Source organism: Brevibacillus sp. IT-7CA2, assembly GCF_949767855.1.
Lineage (GTDB): Bacteria > Bacillota > Bacilli > Brevibacillales > Brevibacillaceae > Brevibacillus.
Window position 1 is genome coordinate 13871 of sequence record NZ_CATKQT010000010.1, and the last position, 20298, is coordinate 34168.

General features: G+C 49.1%; 19 protein-coding genes and 1 pseudogene. 6 read left to right on the plus strand and 14 right to left on the minus strand.

Going from position 1 to position 20298, the window contains the following annotated elements:
• Nucleotides 1-11: 11 nt before the first annotated feature.
• From ACM6JA_RS06170 to ACM6JA_RS06190, 5 genes are all read right to left on the minus strand, one after another.
• Nucleotides 12-1010: a phosphotransferase gene (locus ACM6JA_RS06170; RefSeq protein WP_414851611.1), complete on the minus strand. Its 999-nt coding sequence runs from the start codon at nucleotides 1008-1010 to the stop codon at nucleotides 12-14.
• Nucleotides 1007-2140 (minus strand): glycosyltransferase family 4 protein, encoded by a 1134-nt coding sequence (locus ACM6JA_RS06175; RefSeq protein ID WP_414851612.1) that lies wholly within the window; start codon nucleotides 2138-2140, stop codon nucleotides 1007-1009. The genes ACM6JA_RS06170 and ACM6JA_RS06175 overlap by 4 nt, the downstream gene beginning before the upstream one ends.
• 143 nt (nucleotides 2141-2283) lie before the next feature.
• The gene (gene rpmG, locus ACM6JA_RS06180; RefSeq protein ID WP_007726139.1) at nucleotides 2284-2433 is read right to left on the minus strand and encodes a 50S ribosomal protein L33; all 150 of its coding nucleotides are present in this window, start codon (nucleotides 2431-2433) and stop codon (nucleotides 2284-2286) included.
• Between the two features lie 24 nt (nucleotides 2434-2457).
• The gene (locus ACM6JA_RS06185) at nucleotides 2458-3672 is read right to left on the minus strand and encodes a GTP-binding protein (protein ID WP_414851613.1); all 1215 of its coding nucleotides are present in this window, start codon (nucleotides 3670-3672) and stop codon (nucleotides 2458-2460) included.
• A 168-nt stretch (nucleotides 3673-3840) separates the two neighbouring features.
• Nucleotides 3841-4797 (minus strand): hypothetical protein, encoded by a 957-nt coding sequence (locus ACM6JA_RS06190; protein WP_414851614.1) that lies wholly within the window; start codon nucleotides 4795-4797, stop codon nucleotides 3841-3843.
• A gap of 254 nt (nucleotides 4798-5051) precedes the next feature.
• Between ACM6JA_RS06190 and ACM6JA_RS06195 the strand changes: the two genes are divergently transcribed.
• The 3 genes from ACM6JA_RS06195 to ACM6JA_RS06205 are packed head-to-tail and all read left to right on the plus strand — an operon-like array spanning nucleotide 5052 to nucleotide 8542.
• Nucleotides 5052-6416 carry a VCBS repeat-containing protein gene (locus ACM6JA_RS06195; protein ID WP_414851615.1) on the plus strand — a complete coding sequence of 455 codons (1365 nt, stop codon included), beginning with the start codon at nucleotides 5052-5054 and terminating at the stop codon, nucleotides 6414-6416.
• A gap of 37 nt (nucleotides 6417-6453) precedes the next feature.
• On the plus strand, nucleotides 6454-7161 hold the full coding sequence (locus ACM6JA_RS06200) for a response regulator transcription factor (RefSeq protein ID WP_414851616.1): 708 nt from the start codon (nucleotides 6454-6456) through the stop codon (nucleotides 7159-7161).
• Nucleotides 7148-8542 carry an ATP-binding protein gene (locus tag ACM6JA_RS06205; RefSeq protein ID WP_414851617.1) on the plus strand — a complete coding sequence of 465 codons (1395 nt, stop codon included), beginning with the start codon at nucleotides 7148-7150 and terminating at the stop codon, nucleotides 8540-8542. The genes ACM6JA_RS06200 and ACM6JA_RS06205 overlap by 14 nt, the downstream gene beginning before the upstream one ends.
• Before the next feature lie 105 nt (nucleotides 8543-8647).
• On the opposite strand, the gene ACM6JA_RS06210 is transcribed toward ACM6JA_RS06205, so the two are convergent.
• Nucleotides 8648-9280, minus strand: a complete 633-nt coding sequence (locus ACM6JA_RS06210) for a nitroreductase family protein (protein WP_017247204.1) — start codon at nucleotides 9278-9280, stop codon at nucleotides 8648-8650.
• Between the two features lie 183 nt (nucleotides 9281-9463).
• On the opposite strand from ACM6JA_RS06210, the pseudogene ACM6JA_RS06215 reads away from it, so the two are divergent.
• Nucleotides 9464-9943, plus strand: a pseudogene (locus ACM6JA_RS06215) (SDR family oxidoreductase); the annotation flags it as partial.
• A 223-nt stretch (nucleotides 9944-10166) separates the two neighbouring features.
• On the opposite strand, the gene ACM6JA_RS06220 reads toward ACM6JA_RS06215, so the two are convergent.
• The 3 genes from ACM6JA_RS06220 to ACM6JA_RS06230 are packed head-to-tail and all read right to left on the minus strand — an operon-like array spanning nucleotide 10167 to nucleotide 12514.
• Nucleotides 10167-11840 (minus strand): b(o/a)3-type cytochrome-c oxidase subunit 1, encoded by a 1674-nt coding sequence (locus tag ACM6JA_RS06220; RefSeq protein ID WP_414851618.1) that lies wholly within the window; start codon nucleotides 11838-11840, stop codon nucleotides 10167-10169.
• A 15-nt stretch (nucleotides 11841-11855) separates the two neighbouring features.
• The gene (locus ACM6JA_RS06225; protein WP_144618062.1) at nucleotides 11856-12323 is read right to left on the minus strand and encodes a cytochrome c oxidase subunit II; all 468 of its coding nucleotides are present in this window, start codon (nucleotides 12321-12323) and stop codon (nucleotides 11856-11858) included.
• Nucleotides 12324-12346: 23 nt separating this feature from the next.
• A complete protein-coding gene (locus ACM6JA_RS06230) occupies nucleotides 12347-12514 on the minus strand; it encodes a hypothetical protein (RefSeq protein ID WP_007726118.1) in 168 nt (55 codons plus the stop codon).
• 328 nt (nucleotides 12515-12842) lie between these two features.
• Between ACM6JA_RS06230 and ACM6JA_RS06235 the strand changes: the two genes are divergently transcribed.
• The gene (locus ACM6JA_RS06235; protein WP_228088406.1) at nucleotides 12843-12962 is read left to right on the plus strand and encodes a putative holin-like toxin; all 120 of its coding nucleotides are present in this window, start codon (nucleotides 12843-12845) and stop codon (nucleotides 12960-12962) included.
• 184 nt (nucleotides 12963-13146) lie between these two features.
• Here ACM6JA_RS06235 and ACM6JA_RS06240 read toward each other — a convergent pair whose 3' ends face one another.
• Nucleotides 13147-13803 (minus strand): response regulator, encoded by a 657-nt coding sequence (locus tag ACM6JA_RS06240; RefSeq protein WP_409176815.1) that lies wholly within the window; start codon nucleotides 13801-13803, stop codon nucleotides 13147-13149.
• Nucleotides 13778-14848 carry a histidine kinase gene (locus ACM6JA_RS06245; protein WP_414851619.1) on the minus strand — a complete coding sequence of 357 codons (1071 nt, stop codon included), beginning with the start codon at nucleotides 14846-14848 and terminating at the stop codon, nucleotides 13778-13780. Before ACM6JA_RS06245 ends, ACM6JA_RS06240 begins: the two co-directional genes overlap by 26 nt.
• A 161-nt stretch (nucleotides 14849-15009) precedes the next feature.
• On the opposite strand from ACM6JA_RS06245, the gene ACM6JA_RS06250 reads away from it, so the two are divergent.
• Entirely contained in the window at nucleotides 15010-15525 is a 516-nt protein-coding gene (locus ACM6JA_RS06250) for a GNAT family N-acetyltransferase (protein ID WP_414851620.1), read from the plus strand.
• 47 nt (nucleotides 15526-15572) lie between these two features.
• On the opposite strand, the gene ACM6JA_RS06255 is transcribed toward ACM6JA_RS06250, so the two are convergent.
• From ACM6JA_RS06255 to ACM6JA_RS06265, 3 genes are all read right to left on the minus strand, one after another.
• Nucleotides 15573-16547: a copper amine oxidase N-terminal domain-containing protein gene (locus ACM6JA_RS06255; protein ID WP_414851621.1), complete on the minus strand. Its 975-nt coding sequence runs from the start codon at nucleotides 16545-16547 to the stop codon at nucleotides 15573-15575.
• A 126-nt stretch (nucleotides 16548-16673) separates the two neighbouring features.
• Entirely contained in the window at nucleotides 16674-17390 is a 717-nt protein-coding gene (gene yunB / locus ACM6JA_RS06260; protein ID WP_414851622.1) for a sporulation protein YunB, read from the minus strand.
• Nucleotides 17391-17420: 30 nt separating this feature from the next.
• Nucleotides 17421-20225, minus strand: coding sequence for a calcium-translocating P-type ATPase, SERCA-type (locus ACM6JA_RS06265; protein WP_414851623.1), 2805 nt, complete (start codon nucleotides 20223-20225; stop codon nucleotides 17421-17423).
• Nucleotides 20226-20298 lie beyond the last annotated feature (73 nt).

Consider the following 20298-nt stretch of genomic DNA (forward strand, 5'->3'; position numbering starts at 1 on the left):
CCCTCTCCTGTTTAAGAGCTATGACTGGCAGCATACTCATCAAGTTCCTGCAAAAAAGGGCCGATTCTCCTCTCTGAATCAAGTGCCCATCGTAACCGCTTCATCGTAAACGGAATCCTTTTGAATCCGGACACTACCAAATACGTCGAAAACGGAGATCGCAACCAGGCGCTCATCAGTTTGTAGTCGCTTTTGTCAAGATGGGCAACCTGACGATAGCCATCCAGAATGGCTTTTGCTATGGAAAAATCCCATTCATAATCTTTGCAGGAATTATAAATGATCCGGTATAAATCATAGGCGCGCAGATCAACACGCAAGGTTTCAAAGTCGATCAGATAGGTTCCTTCGTCATTGAGAATGAAATTGCTCGGTCCCCCGTCTCCATGACACAATATTCCATGTTTGCGTGGATGGCGACGGTAGCTGAGATATCCGCTGCTTTTCAATAATCCTTCCGCTTGTCTGGCATACCGTATGATTTCGGGTCCGTGCTGCTTGATAAAACGGTTAATTGGCTGGCTAAAACCATTTCTCCTCGCGTTTGCCATCTTCGTTTGTATATAGCAGTGCCGTTTACGCAAAGTGGCGAACCACGTCCCCATCTCACTGTACGCGAAATTTCCTTTAAGAGCAGTTAATCCAGCCTCGTGAAAGCGTGCCAGCGCGACACCACATGCTCTCATATCAGCCAAAGAACGCGGTGAGGGTTTCCTCCCTGAAATCCAGGGAGTTAGCACGAAAATCTCTCCTTTCTTTGAGAGATGATAAGCTCTGCGGCCCTCCCGCCTGTTTGGATTACGCCAAGCCAAAAGCGATCCGCTTCGCCGGACCCGCAACAGCATTCGGTCGATCCACCGTGCTCGGCCAACTCCTTTTGGCATCCGCTTTAAACTGAGCGTACGGCCGTCTGGCGTTACAATCCGATAGATTCCTGCCCGAATTTTCTTTTGTTGGCGTACCCGGACCCCAAACTGTTTGGCTACACCATTAATGGAGTGTTTGCTCATTGTCCTTCCACCTTGTTTAGGTTTGTAAACAACGATTCATATTGAAGCGTAATCGAAGACCAGTTATATCGTGCGGCAGTCGAGTGGGCATTGCGTACTCTATTTTTCGTTAGGGAAGGATTATTCCAGAACGCTCTAATGGCTCGGGCTATATCTGGGCTATTTACAGTGGAAATGATTTGGGCATTTTGGTCGTTTACAAATTCCTTTAATCCTCCCGACAAGGTCGAAACAAGTGGGACGCCATTTGCCATCGCTTCTAATGCAACCAGGCAAAACGACTCTTTTTTGCTTGGAACAATAACGGCACCGTACGAAGTGTACATTCGTTGCACCGCTCCATATTTGCTCTTTTTGACCCAGCGAATTCGCTTCGTGAGGCCCATTTGTCTTGTAAGGGCTCTGATTTTTCTTTGATAGCTGATAAGGCCGCTCCCTACAATGGTTAAGCGAATATCTTTATGGGTTCGTGAAAGGAGGCCAATGGCTCTTATTAAAGCATCGACCCCTTTTGAAGGAATCAGTCTACCTACGTACAGTAAATTAGTCGGGGCAGCCTTTGACTCGCTGGTTCCAGGGTTAACACCGTGCGGGATAACAGAAAATTTATTGATATTTGTATTGGGGTAACGTCTCCTTGTTGCACCTATTTGCCACTTGCTCGGCACAATGATTCGACTTGCGCTGCGAATTAATTTTGCTTGGTTTTTTCCAGGCGCAGAAAGGGCACCTTGAGAGGCCATTGAGTGACAGGAATAGACGATCGGCACATGAAACCGGGCTTTCGCCAATTTGGCAGTATCTGCAAAATCTGTACTATGCACATGAATGATATCCGGTTTGGTGAATCCCTTGCTAGACACCGTGTTCAAGATTGCTTTCGCTTTGAACGATTGTTTCGTGCGATGAAAGTAAAGAGTACTTTTTGGAAATCGAAGAATGCGCAAATTGTCGTTTGGTTTTGATATCCTCAATTGATTGGAATTTCCGACGCATAAAACCGTTACCTCCACACCACTCTGACTCAATGCTCTAGACAAGTGAGTAGCGACGATCCCTAGCCCTCCGATTATTTTGGGCAGATACTCATTCGTCATGACCAACACTTTCAGCTTGTTTTCGTTCTCCAAATAGTACCCTCCTCGTATACTCGCTTTTAACGCATCGCGCATCCGGGAAGAATTCATCATTCGATAGACACAAGTATATTTTATGTCCGGTTGATAATAAGGTGTTGGGCACGGTACCTATGGTCTTCAGACATTTTTTGAAATCACTTTGTTTCCCTATGAAGGGTATAGCGCTTTAGGCGCGGGGAGTATTTTTTTAGTTCCAATCGCTCGGGATGATTCCGCTTGTTTTTGGATGTGATATAGTTGCGATCTCCTGTTTCAGTGCATTGCAGGGTAACGTTCACGCGCATGGATGTCAGCCTCCTCTTTTGTGGTTACACTGTCGTCTCGATTACAGCATCTGCTGTCGGGAGTGGGTCGGGCAGCTTACTCCAGTCCGCCTCGTATTCCTCATCGTTCAGGAGACATGCATCGAGATGCTTCACGATTTGCTCCTGGTTCAGATCAATCCCGATAAAGACGAGCTCTGTGGTTCGATCCCCATGTACGGGATGCCATGTTTGCTGCCAGTCCGGCTCTTCTACCAGAATGGCTTGTTGCTCTTCTGCCGATAACGCTGCTGTCCAATAGCCAGCTGTTCCGATTTCGATGGATGGCCCCGCCTGACTGAGTGACATCGCCACGTCATTTCGTGTCGCCAACCAGAAAAATCCTTTAGCACGCACGACCTCCTCTGGCCAATCCTCCAACCACTTTTCAAAACGAGCTGGATGAAACGGCCTGCGACCGCGATAAACGAAGGAGGAAATTCCGTACTCGTCCGTCTCAGGTGTATGCACTTCCTTTTGCAGCTCAGCAATCCATCCCGCTGATTGACTGGCAGTCTCGAAGTCGAACATATTGGTATTCAAAATTTCTTGCGGGTCTACCTGCCCACGAACAGCGCGGATGAAGCGAGCATTTGGCTGTAGCTTGCGCAGAACGGCTTCCAGCTGTATCAAATCATCTGGAGCGACACGATCGCATTTGTTCAGAATCAACACATCACAGAATTCAATCTGGTCGATCAAAAGATCCGCGACCTCACGCGTATCCTCTTCGCCAACTGCCTGCCCTCTGTCCAAAAGGTTTTCCCCGGACGAAAAGTCATGCCAGAAGCGGTATGCATCCACTACGGTCACCATCGTGTCCAAGCGGCACAACAACGATAAATTGATGCCATTTTCTTCGTCTACGTATGTGAAAGTCTGGGCAACAGGAACCGGCTCGCCTACTCCCGTCGATTCAATCAGTATGTAGTCATACCGTCCTTCCAAAGCCAGACGCTCTACCTCCGTCAGCAAATCCTCTCGCAAGGTGCAGCAAATGCAGCCATTCGACAGCTCCACGACCTTTTCGTCCACGCGTGAAAGACCACTGCCCGAGAGAATAAGAGAGGCGTCTACGTTTACTTCGCTCAAGTCGTTGACGATTACGGCGACTCGTAGCCCTTCCCGATTGTTCAGGACATGGTTCAGTAACGTCGTTTTACCCGCTCCCAAGTACCCGCTCAGGACTGTGACAGGGATTTTATTTTCGATCATGTTCATGCTTGATTCTCCTTTTCAACTTTCTTAAAACGTAATAATTACGATTTGTTAGTTATCATAACGTATCGAAATATCCAAAGTCAATATAAAGCGTAATTATTACGATTTAAAAACCAAAGAAAAACCAGCCAGATTTCACTCTGACTGATTTCCTCCACGCCTGCTCCACTATTGTTTTTTCGCCTTGTTCATTCCAACCGCTTCACCATAAACCCCAATGACCGGCTGGTACGCCTGACGATCATTCAATTTCCCCTGCTCGACCACGGGCTGCGGGCGATTTTCTTTCCACGTAAGCTGGCTGTACACATGACCTGTCGCAGTCGGCATTGTGACGAGAATATCTTTTACCTGATCGGCATTGCCATCCGTGATAGCGAGCTTCGGAAGAATACCACTGTCGCGTTTCCCTACAGAGATAAACGTCTGCTGATTATCCTTCCCTTCGCGAACCACGACACGCAGGTTATGGGCTGTCTGATTCATCGATACGCCCATCTTATCGCCTACAAGCAAAATAAGATCCTTGATGTTGTCTCCGGTCACGTCTGCATACCTCGTATCAAGGACAAAGGTACTATCGCTGTCCATACTGAAGCCACTATTGATCGTCACATCTGGTGACGGCATATTGTCCCAGTCTGCTTTTTGAACCGTTACCTGTAAAAGCTGCGGCTGTTTATTGACGACGTTCCACACACTGGTCGCCACTGCCAGGCGATCCTGCGTATTCAGCCCATACAAGGTTTGCTTGCCCATATAACGCAGATTGCCTTTCGCATCCCGGAATGGTACCAGCTCCACCAGCTTTTGCGTATATCCATTGGTTGCCTTTTGCAGCTTTCCATTGGCATGATAAATTCCTTGCTTCACGTACGTAGCCGTATTGTCCGATATATCTACAGTACTCGTCGCTTTTGTCTTTGTATTCGTTACTTTTGCCACAAATCCATCGACAAATTGTATGGTGAACGGGATATTTTGCTCTGGTTGTAATAAGACTACCGGCGCGTACTCTTGCGATTGGGTGCTGTTCGCTTGAACCGAGTCAGCCCCAACGCTCGAAGCCATGAGAACTGCGCCGCTGCAAAGAACTGCCGCCATCGTTTTGTGCCATGCTTTCATCCTTTTCTCCTCCTTCGTATAGATAACATCCAACTCCTATCCTACATTTTTAAACGAAATTGCTAGGTCAATTGTTGCTAGTAAAATATGCCCTGTTCTCTCGCACTTTTTTCCTGTATAAGGAAGCTTAGAACACGTTCGCTTGTTCTTGAAAAGCTCGAAAACGGGTTTTTTTACCGTTTTGCAACAATTTTGCGGGATGGGCAAGCTACAATATAGTCAAATGGATGCAGCAACAGAAAGGAACATTTGAAATGAAAAAGGCTTGGCTCGTAACGACAGCACTCTGCGCCTCGCTTATTAGCGGTTGCGGACTCACAGATACACCCAATGAATTGATGCGCGCCCCATCAGCAGACGGCGACCAAAAATCGATCAATCAGGCCGTCATGCAATTTTTGCCGGCTGGGTCACAGTTATCTGTTCCTCTTCATCCCGCAGAAGCCAGTGCCGTCTCCCTACAGGATCTAAACGGGGATGGGGTTGCAGAGGTCGTCGCTTTTTACAAAACCGAAAAAACCGATTACGAAATCGGTGTGCTTGTGCTTACCCAAAAGCAAGGAAACTGGGAAAAGCTCTCCTCCTTTACTGGTGTCGGCAGCGAATTGGATTACGTCTCCTTTCAAGATCTCACTGGGGACAAAATTCCGGAAATGCTGATTGGAATGGGAGGCGGCGAAGATTTGAACAAGGAGCTTTCCGTTTATTCGCTAGCGAACAATATGACCCAGGAATTGATGAAGCAGCCCTATTCCATTATGGCAGTAGGCGATTTGACAGGAGATGATCACGCGGATCTCGCTCTCGTTGTTCTCGATAAAAATAACTTCACATCCAAAGCCGAGCTGTATGGGGCAGGGAACGGCACAATCGCAAAAAAGACGGAGCTAGCCCTTGACGGATATGTGAATGGTTACTATCAGGCTATCATCGGAAAAGCATCGCCAACCCGAAACGGACTATTTATTGATGCTGGATTAGGGGCTCACTCTGCTTCCACTGAACTACTCCTCTGGGACAATGGACAACTGTCCAACCCTTTGGCAAAAATAGAAGGAGAGATGGACCTGACCTTCAAGCCGTATTCTTTGGAAAGTGAAGATATCAACGGTGATGGCATCATCGAGATCGGTACGAAGATACAACCCGCTGGGACAGAGGATTTGGCCATGGCAGAAATCCCTTGGGTCTCCTCCTACTTCCAATGGGACGGGAAAACGGGCTTGAAACATATCGAAGATCATTATCAAAATTACACACAAGGCTTTGACCTCAAGATTCCGGCAAAATGGGGCGAAAAATACACCATCTCCATCAACCATGATACGAATCCACTACTAGTCCGATTCCATTATTACGGTGCGAATGGAAAAAATAAGGCGGAATTACTAACGCTGCAAAGCATTCCACAAAACGAATGGATCAAATTTGAAAGCGGATTGAAGCAAAAGCAAGTTCCCTACATTTTGCTGAAGGAAGAGGGAAAACAAGTCTTGATCGCGATTTTACCGCAAACGACACCTACCCTTGGAAAAGCTGCTCTCGCGGAATATCGATCGATGCAGCTGACCGCAGAGGAGGTTCGTCAGCTCTACAAACCGATGACGAACCGGGAATAAAGTGAAATAGTAAATCCTTATCAAGGAGATTTGCCCTATGAAGGTTCTATTACTGGAAGACGAGAAATCCATCCGGGATTTTGTGCGCATCAATCTCAAGCGCGAGGGCTATGAGGTAATCGAGGCTGGGACCGGAGAAGAGGCACTTGATCTCGCAGATCAACAATCGGACATCGTCATTGCGATTCTCGACGTCATGCTCCCCGGCATTGATGGCTTCGAAGTATGCGGGCAGCTGCGAAAAAAATATCCGCGCCTCGGAATCATTATGTTGACGGCCAAAAGCCAGGAGCTAGACAAAGTCATGGGTCTCGAATTCGGAGCAGACGATTACGTCTCCAAACCGTTTAGCCCTGCGGAACTGCTGGCACGTGTCAAAGCGTTACACCGCAGATTGACACCCATTCCTGAGGCTGAGGACAAAAATGAAATTAACATTGCCCCCTTCACGCTGTTGCTCGATGAACGCAAGCTGATTCGGTTGGATCAAGAAATTGACCTCACTCCAAAAGAATTTGCCATCATCAAATTACTCGCTGAAAATGCGAACAAAGCCATCAGTCGGGACGAGATTTTGACAGCAGTTTGGGGTCAATTTTTTATCGGGGACTTAAAAATCGTTGATGTGAATATTCGCCGAATCCGGCAAAAAATCGAGGACGATCCGGCTCATCCAGCTTTCCTGGAGACAGTCTGGGGGTATGGCTACCTGTGGCGAAAGGACGTCCCAGATGAAAGGCATTAAGAGTAGGCTGGTTCTTCATTTCGGCCTAATCCTCCTTCTGATCGTACTGCTCTTGGAAGGATTGTTTTATTGGGCCGTTCATACGTATTACATCGGGACTGCGACCGAAGCATTAGTGACCCGCAGCACGACCTTCACCAATTTTATTAACAAGTACGCCACTGGCTATCGGTTAAAAGACAAGGCACGCTACATTTTGGAGAATGTTTCGAATCAGGAATACGCCAAAATTGAGGTCTTGGACCCAGGAGGAAAAGTCATTCTCAACTCCTACGGCTTTCAGACCAGCGAAATCATCAATACTCCTGACGTCATGGATGCCCTCAAGGGACAAAGTGGTTTGTACATCGGGAAAAGTCCGCAGTCGCGGGAGCGTGTCATCGCGGTGTCCAATCCGCTTACGTACAGCGGAGAATTTGTAGGCGTTCTGCGGTACACGATCTCCGCTGAACCGCTCTATCAAGCAGTAAATCGCATTGCCTTGTACGGGGCTGGCGTTGGGACAGGCGTAGTCGTCCTCGCATTTGCGCTAAGCCTGCTCATGGCAAAACGAATCGTCGACCCTATCGAAGATTTAACGAATGCGGCGAAACAAATGGCGGAAGGAAATTTCGCTGTCCGGGCGCCAAAACGATTCGATGATGAGGTAGGAACCCTCGCAGATACTTTCAATTACATGGCAGCGGAGATCGGGAAAAACGAAAAGCTGAAAAATGACTTCATCTCCTCTGTCTCCCATGAGTTGCGTACCCCACTTACGTCGATTAAGGGATGGGGCGAAACGCTCATTTCGGGTGGTCTGGAAGAGCCTGAAGAGACGCTGCTCGGTCTGGAAGTCATCTCCAAGGAGACAGATCGTTTGATCGGGCTCGTCGAGGAATTGCTCGATTTCTCGAAGTTTCAATCTGGTGAGATGAAATTATCTCGCGAACGCATGGATGTCCAGGATCTTCTCCATGATTTGCATCTTCAATTTTCAGTACGTGCCAATGCGAAACAAATCGAGTTGAAGCTGGAGACTCCCCCTACCCCACTCATGGTTATGGGAGACCCGAATCGGCTGAAGCAAGTATTTGTGAATCTATTGGACAACGCGTTGAAATTCACGCCACAAAACGGCTCGATCGTCATCGCAGCTTCCTTGTCAGGCGATAGGCTGCTTGTCACCGTCACAGATACTGGTGAAGGCATTAACCCGGAAGACCTGCCGCATGTCACAGAAAAGTTTTTCAAGGGACGCTCCAAGCTTTCCGGCAGTGGTCTGGGATTGGCGATCTGCAAAGAGATCATTCAACTCCATGCCGGACGGTTTTCGGTCAGCAGCGCCCTTGGTCAAGGAACATCGATTATGGTGGATTTACCGTTGTTGGCGAATCAATAAGGCAGGAAGAGCGAATAGCTCTCCTGGAGAAGATATGACAAAAAAACTCACCCTTGCCGCATTAATATGAGGCTTGGGTGAGTTTTTTGCTGTTGGAACACGTTATTAGAAGCTGTTTTGAATGACCAATTCATCCAGACCAAAACGTGAAGTCGAATAGGCTTGCACGCTTGCTTTCCCCAAAGTCAGCATGAGTGTTGGCAAATAGCGGGATGGGATGTTCAGCTCTTTAATGAGCGCATCACGGTTGTAGCCACCCATCGGGCACGTGTCGTATCCTTTTGCTTTTGCCGCCAGCATGAGTTGCATCGCTGCATAGGACGAGTTACGGATTGCTTCATCACGCGCGATTTCCGGGTTGTTATTGTAAGCCCCTTCGATTTGCGCGATCATGGTCTCACGCACTTGCTCTGTAACGTAACCTTTTGCCAATGCTTCATCATAAACAGGGCGAGCAGACTTATAAGCCTCCAGATCGCCGAGAATGATGATGGTAGCGTAAGCATCCACTACCTGCTGCTGATTGTATGCGATTGGGAGCAGTTTTTCTTTGATAGCAGGATCGGTCACGACGAGAAAACGCCAATGCTGCAAATTCCAGGACGATGGAGCACTTGCTGCAAGACGCAGGATTTCGTTCAGCTCGCCTTGTGGAATTTTTTCATTCGGATCGTATTTACGCACGCTGTGACGGGCTTCCATTACCTGTTCAGCGGTAATTTTCAGTTCTGTATTCATGATTGAATCTCCTCCAGACTGTATAGTACGCTGTTAAAAAGATAATACTTACTTTATTATCGTTACAAACATTTTGCAATTACTTTTTACATTTCGCTTCATACCCTATTGTTTGGAGGCACTCTCGATGAAATACACGGATAACATTGTCATCGTCACTGGCGGTGGCCAAGGAATCGGCTTGCGGGCTTGTCCGTATGGGAATCTCCCTATGAACTGACCGTTGAAGCTTGGGACCATATCTTGAACACGAATTTGCGCAGTGTCTTTCTCGCATCGAGAGAAGCAGCCAAAATCATGCGTCGCCATGGTGGAGGCGCTATCCTTAATCTTTGTTCGACGCGGGCGCACATGTCCGAGCCACACTCGGAGGCATACGCGGCTTCCAAAGGAGGCATTTTATCCTTAACACATGCGCTTGGTGTCTCACTCGGCCCCGATGGGATTCGTGTCAACGCGATCTCTCCCGGCTGGATTGAACACCGCGATTATGCCGCTCTTCGTCCCGGGGATCATGCCCAGCATCCGGCAGGTCGCGTAGGTACACCCGATGATATTGCCCGTGCCTGCCTATTTTTGACGCAAAAGGACAATGATTTCATCACAGGTACTAAGCTAATTGTAGATGGCGGTATGACCCGCAAGATGATATACAAGCCATAAGCTAAACCAATGTCCTCCCTCTTGAATATGTTGTGCTAACAAGAGAAAAAGGAGGAGTTGTATGCCATTTGAAGAGGAAGACCTCAGAATTCTCGCCCTATGGCTTTTGGCAATCGGGTATCTGATTCTTGCCTTTACCGAACTGGCAGCGCTAGATTTTTTTTAAAAAAGGAGAGCCGCTCGCTTCCAAACGGAATGAGCGGCTTTTTTCGTACGTATCGTCTTACCAAGTCACAAAAGGCGGCGAGCCTGGTGCCTGGTGCTGAATTTGTTGCAAAATCGGATAACCGTAGGCGAGAATTATCAGGAAGGCAACGAGTCCAATCCATACAGGCCAACGCTCCAAAATTTTTGGAACCTCTTGCGTTGTCTCTGTTTCGGCAATCGGATATTCCGTTTTTCCCTTTGGTGCGTAGAAAGTCAGATACAGCAAGATGGCGATCAAGAGAATCGCGGATACGAACAGCAGTCCGCCACCAAACGCCATTACACGTTGATAATCCATCCAGCCCAAAGCTAATGGGTGGTCCATATACGTCGTGTAATCTGTGCGGCGCGGAGCCCCTTGCAAGCCCATTGCGTGCATGGCGAGCGACATCAGGAACATTCCTACTGCCCAGAATACCGTTTGTACCATTCCCATGCGATTCGCAGTCTTGGTCAACTGACGTCCAGTCAATGCAGGTATCAGCCAAAAGCTGACGCCGAAGAAAGTGAGCGCCACCGCAGCTCCTACGGTGATGTGGAAGTGACCCGTAACCCAAATCGTATTGTGAACGACCGCGTTAATCTGGTTACTTGCGTTAATAATTCCCCCAGCTCCGCCAGGAATGAAGAACAGCATCCCAACAAATGGGGCGAAGAAGCGTACATCTGTCCACGGCAGTTTTTTCAACCATCCGAAAAGACCAACACCACCTTTTTTACGTCCGGTCGTTTCAAAAACCGCAAACATCGAGAAGGCTGTCATCAACGACGGGATAACGACGATCAGCGTCAATGTCACGTGTATCATTTTCCATGCTGGCGAAATTCCTGGCTCCATCAATTGATGGTGGAACCCGACTGGGATGGAGAACAAGAGCAAGCAGAGAAAGGCAAGTCGACTGAGCGAATCACTGAAGACGTGACCGCCAATGATTCTTGGTAAGCATACATACCACGCCATATAAGCAGGCAGTAGCCAGAAATAAACGAGTGGATGACCGAAAAACCAGAACAGCGTACGGCTGAGCATGACGTTAATCGTTGGAACCAGCCCGAGTGACCACGGGATAAGTTGGAACAGAACCTCAACCGCTACAGGAATTGTCGCTGTAATCCACAAGACATAGGTAGTCACACCCATGAAGACGAACAACGGGGACATTTTCCCTTTATTTTCGCGTTTCCATTTGCGATAGCTGGCAAAAACCCCGAATCCCGCTAGCCAACTGCCTACTACGAGCAAGGCAGAACCAATGTAAAAGTACGGAGATGCTTTCAGTGGTGCGTAGAACGTATAAAGGACAGAGGCTTCATTCAGCAGAATGGTGACAACAGCCATCAATGTCCCTACCGTCATGAGAATCCAGCCTGCCCATCCAAATTTCAGAGCAGCTCCATGCAGGGAACCGCCTGTCGTGCGGGCGACTCCTGAGAAAATAAATCCGACGATGAAGTACGTGGTAAAAATAAGTGCCATCAACACGCCATGGGCAGTCAAAATTTGATAGTAATTTGTCCAGCTCGGCAGTTCCATGATTCCACCGCGAACCATGCCCTGTACCATCCCTGCCACAGCTGCCAATCCGAATGCAATATAAGCCACCCACACATAGGCCAAACTAAGTCTTGCCGCAGAACGCTGAACCGGAACATGAGGGAGTGTATCGTCGATCTTCCGTGCGATTACCATAGGATTCACCTACCTTTATTTCACAATAATCGTGGTCGCCATAACCTGATGACCTGCGCCACAGTATTCGTTACAAAGGATCAAATACTCGCCTGGCTCGTCAAAAGTGTGTGTCGCCGAGCTGATGTGTCCAGGCAGAACCATGAAGTTAATGTTGGTCTCTGGAATCTGGAATCCGTGAATAACGTCTGGACTCGTGACGTGGAAATTCACCGTTGCGCCAACTGGTATTTCCATCTTGGTTGGAGAGAAGCCGAACGCAAATGCTGTCATGTAAGCGTCGTATTCGTTGTCTCCTACCTGTTTCAAGCCTGGTTTATCAAAAGGAGGCGTCTCCGTAACCTTCTCCGGATCAATCATTTCCATATTACTTGGCGGAGCCATCCCCATGGCAAACGCATTGACGCACAACAATACAATAAATAAGGCCAAACCGCCTGCGCCAAGCATCAACCAGATTTTTTCATATCGATGCAAATGCATAAGTACCCTCCTTTACTTCCTTATTACGCCCTATCCAGGAAAAGCCCGAATACACCCAACCAACCGACTAGAATAATACCTCCGACGATCAGAACCGCGACAAACGTTCCCTTCAAGTCTTCCTGGCCCGTTTGCAGCTTGCTGGATTTTGATTTCTTGTCTTTCGCCGCTTTGTCTACTTGCGTCTCCATCGCGCTCTTCTCCTTTCCTACGTGCCTCATGGGCGCGGAGTAGTTTTCACGCCTTCATTCTACCGCTGGAACCCCTTGGAAGTAATTCGGGGAAATCCCCTAAAATGTTCCGGGAAACCCCTGATTTCGACCGTTTTATGACCATTTTCGGTCACAAGTTCGACACAAAAAAAGACGACCCCGTATTGGGATCGTCCACTAAAAATATCTTCTATTAAAAGCTAGTGCCTTTCACAGAACAGTAGTAAAATTAAGATAAGTACATAGACACGGCTCTCAAGGGTGGTCGGCTCATCTCCCATGTCGGAAACGGAAGGGGGGTGAGATTATGGCAATTACTAGCGAAATGTTTACACTCATGCTCCAATTTGGCAGCTTCATCGTTGCCCTTCTTGGACTTATTGTAGCAATCGTTGTAGCCTTGACCAAAAAAAATGACCGCTCTTGAGCTAGCAGGCCTGAGCGGTCATCCCCGTTTTAAATTCTGCTGAGCCGATCCCCCTTACAGGGTACCGTCTACTGTACGATAGATCAGAGTGTTCCAGCACTCTGATCTATTTATTTTAGCCTTAAATTCTTAGCTTTATCATAACATATGGTTTTGCTGTTGACTATATACAACAGATCGTACGCTACTCAAAATCCAGCCAGCCCTTCTTAATCGCATACCGCACCAAATCAGGCCGCGTACGCAGGTGGAGCTTTTCCATAATATGGGCTTTATGCGATTCTACCGTCTTGACGGAAACAGTGAGCCGCTCGGCAATTTCCTTGTTGCTAAAGCCCTTGGCAATCAAGACCAGCACTTCTTTTTCCCGATCAGTCAGGATGTCGTACTTGGCCTGCTCCTCACCGTTCTTGACCATTTGCAGAAATTCCTCGATCAGAGATTTCGTCGCAGATGGATACAAATAGGCCATGCCCTGATTGACCGAACGGATCGCCGTGATCAAATCGAGGTCAGGGGCGCTTTTTAAAATATAGCCGGCAGCACCGGCTTGCAGTACCCGAAACAAGTATTCCTCGTCATCATGCATCGTAAGTACAAGCACCTGAATGTCTGGTGCCGTTTCCTTCAGTCTGGCAGTTGCCGTCAAGCCGTTTTCCCCAGGCGGCATGCTCAAATCCATCAGGACGACGTTGGGCCGGACTTCCCATGCTTTTTCACATGCCTCTTTTCCGTCAGCTGCATAACCGACGACTTCCATGTCCTCCTGGGCGTTGATCAGCATCCCCAGCCCAGAGCGTACAATCGCATGATCATCAGCGATCAAGACGCGAATGGTCATCCTCTACCCCCTCCTTCGGCACCGGAATTCGGACGATCACCGTCGTTCCTTCCTCGGGTGCGGAGCGAATATCAACGGTACCACCAAGCAGCTGGGCACGCTCCTTCATGCCAAACACACCGAGACCTTTGCCGATTTTCAATGTTTTCTCTACTTCAAACCCTACGCCGTCATCCACAATCGTGACGACAATTTCCTTCTCCCTATTCTCGAACATGATTCCCAGATGGCTCGCCTTTGCGTATTTTGCCGTATTGGTCATGGCTTCCTGTACAATCCGGTACAGTGCTGTTTCCATCGCAGCGGAGTATCTGCGTTTCTCCCCCTGAACATGCAGCTCCACCTGGATATGAAACGTCTTTTCCACCCGTTTCATCAACGAACGTAACGCAGGCAGTAAACCGAGATCATCCAGTGCAGACGGACGCAGCTCCAGCGCCATGCGCTTCACTTCTTCCATCGCCTTGGAAGTCATATTCACCAATTCCGAGACATGCTGCATAACTGGCTCGCTCAATTCTCGTTGTCTGACTACGTTTAGTCCAACTAAAATACTATAAAGCGCCTGCCCTACGCCATCATGCAGCTCCCGGGCGATGCGCTTTCGTTCTTCTTCTTGTGCTTGGATCGCAAAATTCGTCAGCTTGTACTGGTAGCGCTCTTTTTCCACTCGCTGTTGCGCAGACATATCACGCAAAATCATGACCAGCTTCCCCTGAGGTTCATCCTCTAGTCTCGCTGAGCTGGCAGCGACAGGGTAATCCACACCTGATTTCGTTCGGAGCCTCATCTCGAATGAAGGCATTTGCACGCGCTTAAAAAAGCAATCCGTGCAGCTCGTTTCTTCCATACACGTTGCCATTCCGAGACACAGCTCGCAAATATGTTTATCTCGAATCAGCTCTTCTTCTGTCCAGCCCGTCATCTGCTCCAACGCAACATTGGCCTTTACGATTCGTCCCTCCTGATCAACCACCAGGATCGCATCGCTAGCGTTGGCAAAGATGGACTGCATCAGGGAGAGCACTTCACTCGACGCACCCATGCGCTCCTCCTTTTGAGACAATCATTCTAACGTTATTGTAAAGTTTCCATAAAAGAAAGTGTATCAGGGAATTCCCTGAACATCATGCAGATTGACTTTTTATAAAATTAGAATATCATCTAATTAGATAAATAACAAATTAATTGAAAGGAGCTTTTGACATGCCTAGCACTACTCCCTTCCCAGCCCATAGCGCTCGATTGGTTTTTCATCCCGTCACGGAACACGATTTCCCCGAACTGCTAACGGTGTACAATTCAAACCCCGATTATATGGAGTTTGCATTTGGACAACGGGTCGTCACTTTGCAGACAGTAGCTGATGACCATCAAGATAGTCTGGCGTTTGCGGACTCCTACAGCTTTTCGATAAGAGAAGTACACGGTGCCGAGATCATCGGAATCGCCCAGTTCATTTTGCGTAATCCGCGAGATGGCCACCCTTGGCTCGGCCTCATCATGCTGCACAGCGCCTACCAGAGTCACGGGTACGCTAGAGAATTCCTGGATACGTTAATCGCCTGGTACCAGGAAAACGGCTACACCTCTCTGCATCTGGCCGTTTTGGAGAAGAATAGCCGGGTCGTGCCTTTTTACGAAAAATATGGTTTTGTTGTCTACGAGGAAAGAGAGACGGAAAAACACGGTCGCGTCATCTGTATGAAATACACAATCTAGTCATGAACGCAAAAAACGGGACAGCAAATGCCATCCCGTTCTTTCTCTTACTCTACTACGATTTTCTCAGCAGTGCCGATAGGCGGCAGGCTTTTCGTCATCATTGGGCCGTAGAAGGCTACGACTTGCATATCCTCTTTCAGCTCAGCTGGCGAGAGTACTTTGTTGTCTCGCGCGTTGATGATCACCGTTTTCTCGGTAATGTTCAGGTTGATTTTTTCTTGGGAGGTTTCGGTAATACCGCGACCCTCTACGAGCATTTTGTAGTTGCCATCTTTGTCAGCAGAGATGCTCGCTACTTTTCCCGCTGTTCCCAGGACGTCCTGAGTCTCCAGGCCGCCTTTTACCGTGATGCTGAGCACACTCGTTTGTGGCGGCATGCTCATCGCCATGAATTTTTCGGTTGTAGCATCTACGGCCATACCCAGCTTCAAGTCTTCTGGCTTCAGCACTTTACCAGCTTCATCCGTAATTTTGGTGTCTTCCGTCAGGTGCAGGATGATGCCAGACTCATAGATGTTCAGTGTAACCGAGTAGCCTTTATCGGATTTGTTGATGTTCGTAATGGTACCTGTGCGCATAGGAGCGATTTCGTCCTCAACTACTGTCACTGCATCATCTGTTACATTCACTTCTGCTTGCAGGATTTCGTCAACGAATGCGACTGGCACATAGGTGCTGCCATTCAGTACGCGAGGCTCTGCTCCCAATGTTTTGTACATTTTTGCGAAAGGATAGCGATCCTCTCCTTCTTTTGCGTAGCTGGTGATGGCGCCTCTTTGCACTTCTGCTGCTTTTTCCTTGTCGTTCCAGCTTACTTTGAAACCGAGGGCTTCAGCAACAGGACGAAGTGGAACCAGCACGGTTTGTTGACCTTTATCGAAGATCGCATCTTGTGCGATTGCTTGACCGTTTATGTTAACAGAAAGTTCTTTTACTGGTTCGGAGGTTGCAGATACCACGCTAGTTCCCAAAACGGCCAGTGCCGCGATTGTCATCATACCTGTACGGATTGTTTTCATATTGTTTATGCCTCCAATGTTCTTGCTTGTTTTTGTGTGTCTCTATTCATTGGACGGCACCATTTCAGAAACGTTTCAAATAAATTTTCATAGATGTGTAAATCGTTCCCGTATAAGCGAAAAACATCACGGCTGGCTTGGGTTCGGGTTGCTTGGGACTTGGTTCGTTCGCGGCATCGGCACATCGGGCTTCCCGGATGGATTGTCGTACAAATAGGTTGGCACTTTGCCGACGATCAACGCCTCGGAGACCGGGATTTCCGTGGTGACTGTTTGCTGTTTGGTTGCAAATGGAATAATAACCCGCAGATCGACTTCCACATAAATGTAGACCGTCACCAGCACCATGTTGATTCCCGCTTGCTTTAGCTTCGTTTCCAGCTTGGTTTTGACCGCGCCAATTGGAACGAACGACACCGGAATATCAGGCCCAAAGTGCTCCAGAAAAACGTTTTTGGTAGCCAAGCCTAGTGGTATGGTTGTCTTGACGTGCTCCTGCTCGAATTCCTTCAAGCGATTTTGAATACGAGCTGTCGTTTCACCCACAATCCGGGAATACTCTTTGAAATTAAAATTCACCGCTTTGATGCTGCCATTCTCGTCTTTCTCCATAATGACAACTTCGTTGACGTCGACACCCTGCTGGGACATGCGTTTGGTGACTGCATCGGTAATGGCGAGCTTGGCGACCTGCTCTGCCTTGGCCTGGGCGATCAACATCAACGTCGGCTCTACCCTGCGTTCCACAACGATAAACAAAACGATAAATACCACAATAATCAGTAGGAGCCCAGCGAAAATTCTCCTTCTACGTCTTTTCCATCCTCCCCTTCTCAAGCGCACAATGGCTCCCTCTCCCCTTTGGTGGCTCGATTAGTCAGGACGAACCGTACGCATAGCTGGACGTTTTTCTTTGCTTGTGCGCTGTCTGCCGCTGGTAAGCACCCCACCGATTCCCGCGACAAACGTAGGAACTCCTGCCGCGACCAAAATTAATGCCCAATCGCGCAGATTCAGATCCGTTGTTTTGAAGATCGGCTGGAGTGTCTCCATGTATACGACACCGATCACGAGCACGATCGACGAAAGCACGGCCCAGACGAGGTACTTGTTTTCAAATACATTGCGGTGAAAAACGCTATATTGACTCCGGCAATCGAAAACGTGAATCAGCTGCGCCATAACCAACGTAACGAAAGCAACAGTCTGGGCATGCACCAAGTCATTCGGATTCTCTTTGAGCGTCAGCCAGAATGCCAAGAGCGTCATCGCCCCGATGAGAAAGCCTCGGCTAATAATCTTCCAGCCCAATCCTCGGCTGAATATGTTCTCTGCCTTGTTGCGCGGCTTCTGATACATCGTATCTTTCTCCGCCTGATCGATGCCCAGCGCCATGGCCGGTAAGCCATCCGTCACGAGATTGACCCACAAGATCTGGATCGGCACCAAAGGCAAAGGAAGCCCGAGGAGCATCGCAAAAAACATGACGAGAATCTCGCCTACGTTGGACGCGAGCAAATAACGGATGAATTTTCGAATGTTGTCATAGATGTTACGCCCTTCCTCGACGGCGGCGACAATCGTGGCAAAGTTATCGTCGCGCAGCACGAGATCGGCCGCTTCCTTCGTCACATCTGTACCGGTAATCCCCATCGCGATCCCAATGTCTGAGGTCTTGATCGCAGGAGCATCATTGACACCGTCTCCGGTCATAGCAACAACATGTCCTTGGCTTTGCAGGGCACGGACGATCCGCAGCTTGTGCTCAGGAGACACACGGGCATAGACGGTGACGCGCTCCGCATACTCTGCGAGCTGCTCATCTGACATGCCATCCAGCTCCCGCCCCTCCAATACTTCTCCGTAGCCACGCATCAAACCAATCTGCCGGGCGATTGCTTCTGCTGTTACCTTGTGGTCACCTGTTATCATGACCGTCTTAATTCCTGCTTGATGGCACAGATTGATCGCTGGACGCACCTCTTCACGCGGTGGATCGATCATCCCTGCCATTCCGACAAAGACGAGATTGTTTTCCAGGGTGCCGATCGGCTGTCCCGGGCGATAGCCTTGCAGTGTCTTATACGCGAAGCCCAGTACACGCAGCGCTTTGCCTGCCATCCGTTCCGTTTGCTCCAGTACTTGGTGACGAAGCGTCGCGGAGAGTGGAATGAGCTCTCCCTTCCACAAAATGTGCGTCGATCTCGCCAACAATGCCTCCGCCGCGCCTTTGGTCAGCAGGGAATATACGCCGTCCGTCCCCTTTTCGACGACCGACATCATTTTGCGATCAGAATCAAAGGGGAGCTCCTCCACACGCTGTCCCTGATTCTTCTGGTTGCTACGCTCCGTATTGCCGCCCAATGCCTTCGCGGCAAGTACCTTGAGAGCACCTTCTGTCGGGTCGCCTACGACTTGCCAAAAGCGTGACGTCTTGCCCATCCCGAGCAGATTGCGTGTGCTTTGCTCCTCGCATGTCAAGCGAGCGTTGTTGCATCGGTCTGCGATTCGGATCATTTGCGAGAGCGCTCCGTCACGGGCGGGAGATACCATTTTCCCTAGATAGTGAAAGGCTCCCTCTGGTGCGTAGCCGCTGCCACTCACCTCATACGTGGAATCGCTGTGCCACACTTGCGTAACGGTCATTTTATTTTGAGTCAGGGTCCCTGTTTTATCAGAGCAAATGACAGAGGCGCAGCCCAATGTCTCGACTGATGGGAGCTTGCGTACGATCGCATTACGCCGGATCATCCGCTGGACGCCAAGCGCTAGCGCGACAGTCACAATCGCCGGCAAGCCTTCCGGAATCGCCGCCACTGCGAGACTGACCCCGGCGAGGAACATCGTAAACAGCTCATGACCATGCCAGACACCAGCAGCGATGACCACAATCGTCAACAGCAGTGCGACGACCACGAGAATTTTGCCCATTTGCTCCAAGCGCAGCTGCAATGGGGTTTCTGCTTCTTCCGCTGTATTCATCAAGTGCGCGATTTTCCCGATTTCCGTGCTCATCCCTGTCGCTACGACGATGCCGCTCCCTGTTCCTCCGGTCACCATCGTGCCCATGAACGCGAGATTTTTTTGGTCGCCAAGCGGTACAGTGGAGGCCTGGGCTGTCTCCAGTCTTTTCACGTTTTTCCCGACGGGAACAGACTCTCCTGTCAACGCAGACTCCTCTACCTCTAGCCGATTGGCCGAAAGCAACCGTAAATCTGCGGGAATACGGTCCCCGGCCTCCAATTGAACCAGATCACCCGGTACCAGCCGCGAAGCCGGTATCATGGAAATGTGCCCGCCCCGGATGACGCGCGCCATCGGGGATGCCAGCTCCTTTAGCGCTTGCAAGGATCGCTCAGCCTTGGCCTCCTGAATAAAACCGAGGATGCCGTTAATGAGGATGATCGCGATGATCGCAATCGCATCCAAGTACTCTCCGAGGAAGTACGAGATCAGTGTTGCGATGAACAGGATGAGTACCATAAAATCCTTGAACTGATCAACAAAGACCGAGTAGAGAGGCTTTCGCTTTTGTTCAGCCAACTGGTTGGCACCTTGTTTAGCCAGTCGCCGCTCCGCCTCCTGCTGAGTCAACCCTTGCGCAGCATCACTATGAAGGGCTTCGGTCACGTCGGCCGCCGCCAGCGTGTACCATTTTCGAATTGGCTGTGTATCCACCTACATCTCCTCCATCCACTTCTCACTCATTTTCATGTGTATGCAGACGAGCTAGAAAATAAAACAACCCGTC

Coding starts and splice junctions, on each gene's coding strand:
- ACM6JA_RS06250 (WP_414851620.1), top strand. CDS start 15,010: ATGCCTAGCACTACTCCCTTCCCAGCCCATAGCGCTCGATTGGTTTTT.
- ACM6JA_RS06170 (WP_414851611.1), bottom strand. CDS start 1,010: ATGAGCAAACACTCCATTAATGGTGTAGCCAAACAGTTTGGGGTCCGG.
- ACM6JA_RS06225 (WP_144618062.1), bottom strand. CDS start 12,323: ATGCATTTGCATCGATATGAAAAAATCTGGTTGATGCTTGGCGCAGGC.
- ACM6JA_RS06200 (WP_414851616.1), top strand. CDS start 6,454: ATGAAGGTTCTATTACTGGAAGACGAGAAATCCATCCGGGATTTTGTG.
- ACM6JA_RS06195 (WP_414851615.1), top strand. CDS start 5,052: ATGAAAAAGGCTTGGCTCGTAACGACAGCACTCTGCGCCTCGCTTATT.
- ACM6JA_RS06245 (WP_414851619.1), bottom strand. CDS start 14,848: ATGGGTGCGTCGAGTGAAGTGCTCTCCCTGATGCAGTCCATCTTTGCC.
- ACM6JA_RS06190 (WP_414851614.1), bottom strand. CDS start 4,797: ATGAAAGCATGGCACAAAACGATGGCGGCAGTTCTTTGCAGCGGCGCA.
- ACM6JA_RS06220 (WP_414851618.1), bottom strand. CDS start 11,840: ATGGTAATCGCACGGAAGATCGACGATACACTCCCTCATGTTCCGGTT.
- ACM6JA_RS06240 (WP_409176815.1), bottom strand. CDS start 13,803: ATGACCATTCGCGTCTTGATCGCTGATGATCATGCGATTGTACGCTCT.
- ACM6JA_RS06255 (WP_414851621.1), bottom strand. CDS start 16,547: ATGAAAACAATCCGTACAGGTATGATGACAATCGCGGCACTGGCCGTT.
- ACM6JA_RS06210 (WP_017247204.1), bottom strand. CDS start 9,280: ATGAATACAGAACTGAAAATTACCGCTGAACAGGTAATGGAAGCCCGT.
- ACM6JA_RS06235 (WP_228088406.1), top strand. CDS start 12,843: ATGGCAATTACTAGCGAAATGTTTACACTCATGCTCCAATTTGGCAGC.
- ACM6JA_RS06185 (WP_414851613.1), bottom strand. CDS start 3,672: ATGAACATGATCGAAAATAAAATCCCTGTCACAGTCCTGAGCGGGTAC.
- rpmG (WP_007726139.1), bottom strand. CDS start 2,433: ATGCGCGTGAACGTTACCCTGCAATGCACTGAAACAGGAGATCGCAAC.
- ACM6JA_RS06205 (WP_414851617.1), top strand. CDS start 7,148: ATGAAAGGCATTAAGAGTAGGCTGGTTCTTCATTTCGGCCTAATCCTC.
- ACM6JA_RS06230 (WP_007726118.1), bottom strand. CDS start 12,514: ATGGAGACGCAAGTAGACAAAGCGGCGAAAGACAAGAAATCAAAATCC.